At 68.3% G+C, this 5,746-nt stretch carries 3 protein-coding genes; 1 reads left to right on the top strand and 2 read right to left on the bottom strand.

Annotated elements, in window-relative coordinates; genetic code table 11:
- Positions 1–147 precede the first annotated feature (147 nt).
- The gene (locus AC1VXD_RS19610; protein WP_482993452.1) at positions 148–1,053 is read right to left on the bottom strand and encodes an AEC family transporter; all 906 of its coding nucleotides are present in this window, start codon (positions 1,051–1,053) and stop codon (positions 148–150) included.
- Positions 1,054–1,138: 85 nt separating this feature from the next.
- Positions 1,139–1,774 (bottom strand): tetratricopeptide repeat protein, encoded by a 636-nt coding sequence (locus AC1VXD_RS19605; RefSeq protein ID WP_482993451.1) that lies wholly within the window; start codon positions 1,772–1,774, stop codon positions 1,139–1,141.
- A 168-nt stretch (positions 1,775–1,942) separates the two neighbouring features.
- Between AC1VXD_RS19605 and AC1VXD_RS19600 the strand changes: the two genes are divergently transcribed.
- Positions 1,943–5,629 (top strand): indolepyruvate ferredoxin oxidoreductase family protein, encoded by a 3,687-nt coding sequence (locus tag AC1VXD_RS19600; RefSeq protein WP_482993450.1) that lies wholly within the window; start codon positions 1,943–1,945, stop codon positions 5,627–5,629.
- The last annotated feature ends 117 nt before the right edge of the window (positions 5,630–5,746 follow it).

The following is a 5,746-nucleotide window of genomic DNA, read 5'->3' as shown; positions in this document are numbered from 1 at the left end:
GGATGGCGCGACCGAGGCTACATGGACGTATTTACGCCGTCCCCCGCAACCGGACCCACCCCGCCAACCCACGGAAAGCCAGCTTTTGACGTTGACGTTGCCGTGGCTTGAAGCGGGTGCAGGGCTGCAAGCCCTGACAAAGCACCCTCACCCCAGCACCCATATCCATGCCGGCAGCGTGACCAGCGACAGCACGATCCCATACCCCACCAGCGCCGCCGCCAACCGCGGCGCCAGCCGATGGGAGATCGCCAGCGCGGCCGCGGTGATCATCGTCGGCATCGCAGACTCAAGAACGTTGGCCTTCAACATCAGCCCCTGCATGCCCAAAGCCCACGACAGCGGCAACGCCAGCGCCGGCAGCACCAGCAGCTTCAGCAGCAGGCCCACCGCCAGAGGAAGCAGCTCCTCGCGGCGCAGGCGCAGCTGGATCGACAGCCCTACCGCCAGCATCACCAGCGGCAGCATCGCATCGGCCAGCTGCTTCAATGCCGTGCCAATCCACGACGGCGGCTGCGCCGGCATCAGCAGCAGCGCGAACAGCAGCGCCCACAACGGCGGGAAGCGGCCGATGCGGCCCAGCACCTGCAGCGCCGTCGGCGGGCGGTCGCCGCTGTAACGCGCCAGCACCAGCAGGCCGAAGGTGGACAGCAGCAGGAAGGTGCCGAACTGGTCGTAGACCACCGCATAGGGCAAGGCCGCGTCGCCCAGCAACGCGCGCACTATCGGGTAGCCGATGAAGCTGGAGTTGGCCAGGGCCACGCAGATCAGCAGCACCGCGTGCACGTCGCGGGCGAAGCCGAACACGCGGGTGGCCAGGCTGACCAGCGCCCAGGTGGCCAGCATCAGCAGCCACGGCGTGGCCATCAGCCCCAGCAGGCTGGCATCCAGATGCAGGCGCGGCACGTAGGTCAGCACCGCCGCGGGCAGGCAGACGTACAGCACCACTTTGTTGAGCGTCTCGGCGGCGTTGTCCGGCAGCGCGCGCAGGCGGGCAAACAGCATGCCCAGCCCGAGCATGGCCAGGATCAGGGCGAACGCATCGAAGGCCATGGGTGGCTCCCCCTCAGGCACACGCCTGCGACGCGTTTGATTGTGCGATGCAGCACCGCAGGCGGCAAGCGCCTGCGGTCACGCCTCACGGCCAGGCCGGCGGCGCCGAGGCCCAAGCCTGCTGCACTTCGGCCAGGCTGGCGCGCTCGTCATCGCGCCAGGCCGGCAGCAGCTGCGAGTAACGGCTGCTGTCGTTCCACTGGGTCGGCTCGGTGCGCACAGCGGCGGCGTACCACTTCACCGCTTCCTGCTGCTGGCCGGCCCGCCACAACGCCAGCGCGTAGGTGGGCGGAATCCACGCGGCATTGCTGCGCAGGTTGTTGGCCACCGACTGCCACTGTTCCAGCGCGGCCAGCGCCTGGCCCTGCCGCAGCAGGTCCCAGCCGTAGTTCCAGCGCACGCTGCGGCCCAGGCTGCTCTGCACCGGCGCCTCGGCCAGTGCCTCGCGATAGAGCTTGTCGCCCACTTCCGCGCGGCCCTGTGCGATGGCCACCGATGCCAGCTGCACCGTGGCTTCCAGCGTTTTGCGGCCCCGCTCGCGCTGCTTCAGCAGCTGTGCGACCAGGTCCTCGCCGGCGCCGCTCACCACGATGATCGGTGCGGCGGCGGCATCGTTGTCGAAATAGAATTCCTGCGGTGCCGGCAATGCCGGTGCCGCCCATGCGGCGGCCGCGCTCGAGACCAGCAGCACGCCGGCCAGGAACTGTCCTGCAACTGACATCAAATTTCCCCTGGGTTGAAACACCAACCTCCCCTCTCCCCCCGATCCTAACCCCAGCAAGGCCGCCGATGCGAGTGCCGGGCCTTCCGGGCCCCACTGTTACAATTCGCGCCTTTCCCGCCGCGTGCCCGCACGCGGCCGGTGCCAGCCGATCCTACCGGGCCAGCCATGACCAGTACCGCGCAACTCACTTCGCCCTCTTCCGCCGACCTGATCGACCGTGATTACACGCTCGACCACAAGTACACCCGCAACGAGGGGCGGATCTACCTGAGTGGCGTGCAGGCACTGGTCCGGCTGCCGCTGATGCAGCGCCTGCGCGATGCGCACGAAGGCATCGACAGCGCCGGTTTCGTCAGTGGCTACCGCGGCAGCCCGCTGGGTGGCTTCGACCTGGAACTGTGGCGTGCGCGCAAGCACCTGGACGCAGCGAAGGTGAAGTTCACCCCCGGCCTCAACGAGGACCTGGGCGCCACCATGGTGTGGGGCACGCAGCAGACCAACCTGTTCCCCGGTGCCAACGTGCAGGGCGTGTTCGGCATGTGGTACGGCAAGGGCCCGGGCGTGGACCGCTGCGGCGACGTATTCAAGCATGCCAACGCGGCCGGTACCTCGCGCCATGGCGGCGTGCTGGCCCTGGCCGCCGATGACCATGCCTGCCGCAGCTCGACCCTGCCGCATGGCAGCGAAGACGAATTCGTCAGCGCGATGATGCCGGTGCTGAACCCGGCCGGCGTGCAGGACATCCTCGACATGGGCCTGATGGGCTGGGCGATGAGCCGCTATACCGGGCGCTGGGTCGGCTTCAAGACCATCGCCGAGACGGTGGAATCGTCGGCGTCGGTCGAGGTTGACCCGCTGGCCCGGCGCATCGTGCTGCCGGAAGATTTCGACATGCCCAGCGGCGGCCTCAACATCCGCTGGCCGGACCCGCCGCTGGATCAGGAAATGCGCCTGCACCGCTATGCGGTCAAGGCCGCGCAGGCCTTCGCCCGCGCCAACGGGATCGACAAGGTGGTGATGGATGCGCCGCGCGCGCGGCTGGGCATCGTCACCACCGGCAAGAGCTACCTGGACGTGCTGCAGGCGCTGGAATACCTGGGCCTGGACGAGGCCGCGTGCGCCGACATCGGCATCCGCGTGTACAAGGTCGGCATGACCTGGCCGCTGGAGCCGGAAGGCATCGCGCGCTTCGCGCAGGGCCTGGAAGACATCATCGTGGTGGAGGAGAAGCGTGCCTTCATCGAGCGCCAGATGAAGGAGCAGTTCTTCAACTGGCCGGTGAGCTGGGGCCAACGCCCGTCCATCGTCGGCAAGTACGACGAGAGCGGCGAATGGATCCTGCCGTCGACCGGCGAACTGACCCCGGCCACCATCGCCGGCGTGATCGGCCGCCGCATCCAGAAGTTCTTCAACAACGAATCGATCGAACAGCGCCTGCAGTGGATGCAGGAAAAGGAAGCCGAGCTTGCCCGTCCTCGCGCATTGTTCCCGCGCGTGCCGCATTACTGCTCCGGCTGCCCGCACAACACCTCCACCCAGGTGCCGGAAGGCTCGCGTGCACTGGCCGGCATCGGTTGCCATTACATGGTGACCTGGATGGACCGCAGCACCGACACCTTCACCCACATGGGCGGCGAAGGCGTGACGTGGGCCGGGCAGGCGCCGTTCACCGACACGCCGCACGTGTTCCAGAACCTGGGCGATGGCACCTATTTCCACAGCGGCTCGCTGGCGATCCGCCAGGCGGTCGCGGCCGGCGTCAACATCACCTACAAGATCCTCTACAACGATGCGGTGGCGATGACCGGCGGCCAGCCGGTGGACGGCCCGCTGAGCGTGCCCGACATCGCCAGGCAGATGCGCGCCGAAGGCATCCACACCATCGTGGTGCTGTCGGACAACATCGGCAAGTGGACCGGCCAGCGCGAACATTTCCCCAGCGACGTCGAGTTCCACGACCGCAGTGAACTGGACGCCGTGCAGAAGCGGCTGCGCGAAGTGAAGGGTGTTTCGATCCTGATCTACGAACAGACCTGCGCCACCGAGAAGCGCCGTCGCCGCAAGCGCGGCAAGCTGGAAGACCCGCAGAAGCGCGTGCTGATCAATTCGCTGGTCTGCGAAGGCTGCGGCGACTGCGGCAAGAAGAGCTTCTGCGTCTCGGTGCTGCCGAAGGAAACGGAGTTCGGGCGCAAGCGCGAGATCGACCAGTCCAACTGCAACAAGGACTATTCCTGCGTGAATGGTTTCTGCCCGAGCTTCGTTACCGTGCACGGTGGCCAGCCGCGCAAGGGCAGCAAGCGCGATGCCTCCACGCTGCTGGACAACCTGCCGGCACCGACCATTCGCGGCACGCTGGAACAGCCCTGGAACATCCTGATCACCGGCGTCGGCGGTACCGGCGTGGTCACCATCGGCGCCCTGCTGGGCATGGCCGGCCACCTGGAAGGCAAGGGCGCAAGCGTGCTCGACCAGACCGGTCTGGCGCAGAAGGGTGGCGCGGTGACCACGCATATCCGCATCGCCCGTCGCCCGGACGACATCCACGCCGTGCGCATCGCCGCCGGCGAGGCCGACCTGGTGCTGGGCTGCGACATGGTGGTGGTGAACGATTACTGGGCGCTGTCGAAGGTGCGCGCCGGCCGTTCGCAGGTCGTGCTCAACACCTATGAAGCGATGCCGGGCACCTTCACCACGCGCCCGGACATGCAGTTCCCGGCCGCCGACATCGTGGCCGGCGTGCGCGTGGCACTGGGCGGCCAGGAGCCGCTGCAGCTCGACGCCACCCAGCTGGCCACCGCGCTGCTGGGCGATGCCATCGCCGCCAACCTGTTCATCCTCGGCTACGCGTGGCAGCACGGCCTGGTGCCGCTGTCGCTCGACTCGCTGATGCGTGCCATCGAACTGAACGGCGCGGCCGTGGCGATGAACCAGCAGGCCTTTGCCTGGGGCCGCCTGGCCGTGGTCGACCCGCAGGCCGTGCAGCAGGCGGCCGGCCTGGTGCGCAACCGCCACACCGATACCGAATCGACCCCGGGCCCGCTGCACCCGCTGCCGCCGGGCGAGTGGGAAGGCAACGAATGGGGCGCCACCGCCGCACCGCGCAACACCGCCGACGAACGCGAACTGCGCGGCCTGCCCTCGCATGGTGGCGAGGTGGCCTTCCTGCCGCTGGACGACGCGCGCCTGTCGCGTTCGCTGGATGAAATGATCGAGCGCCGCGCTACGTTCCTGGTCGAGTATCAGGACGCCGCCTACGCCAACCGCTACCGCAGCCTGGTCGAGCGCGTGCGTGCGGCCGAAGCCGAGCGCATCGGCGGCTCCACCGCGCTGACCGAGACCGTGGCCCGCTACCTGTTCAAGCTGATGGCTTACAAGGACGAGTACGAAGTGGCCCGTCTGTACACCAGCGGCGATTTCCAGCGCCGCCTGCAGCAGCAGTTCGAGGGCGACTACCAGCTGCGCTTCCACCTGGCGCCGCCGCTGTTCGCGAAGAAGGATGAGCAGGGCCGCCTGCTGAAGAAGGAGTACGGCCCGTGGATGTTCAAGGCGTTCGGCCTGCTGGCCAAGCTGAAGTTCCTGCGCGGCGGCCGCCTGGATGTGTTCGGTCGTACCGAAGAGCGGCGCATGGAGCGCCAGCTGATCGCCGATTACGAAGCCACCGTGCAGCTGCTGCTGGAAGGCCTGGAGGATGGTCGCCTGGCCCTGGCCGTGGAAATCGCCAGCGTGCCCGAGCACATCCGCGGCTTCGGCCACGTCAAGGAAGCGCACTACGAGCAGGCCAAGGCGCGGGAAGCGGCACTGCTGGCGCAGTGGCGCAACCCGAAGGCGCTGCACATCGTGCAGGTGGCTTGAAGGTCGCTTGAGCGGTAGTGGCGGGGCGGGGGGCGGCGCCGACCAACCCCAAAGGAGGGGCCCCCCCCCCCCCGCCCCACAGGGGGGGGGGCCCAACAACCACCACCCCCCCCCCGG

It is taken from the genome of Stenotrophomonas sp. STEN054, assembly GCF_056854535.1.
This window is presented reverse-complemented; position numbering and strand designations above follow the sequence as displayed.

Bases quoted from the DNA above. Each gene is read 5' to 3' on its own strand.
- AC1VXD_RS19610 (WP_482993452.1), bottom strand. From the start codon at position 1,053: ATGGCCTTCGATGCGTTCGCCCTGATCCTGGCCATGCTCGGGCTGGGC.
- AC1VXD_RS19605 (WP_482993451.1), bottom strand. From the start codon at position 1,774: ATGTCAGTTGCAGGACAGTTCCTGGCCGGCGTGCTGCTGGTCTCGAGC.
- AC1VXD_RS19600 (WP_482993450.1), top strand. From the start codon at position 1,943: ATGACCAGTACCGCGCAACTCACTTCGCCCTCTTCCGCCGACCTGATC.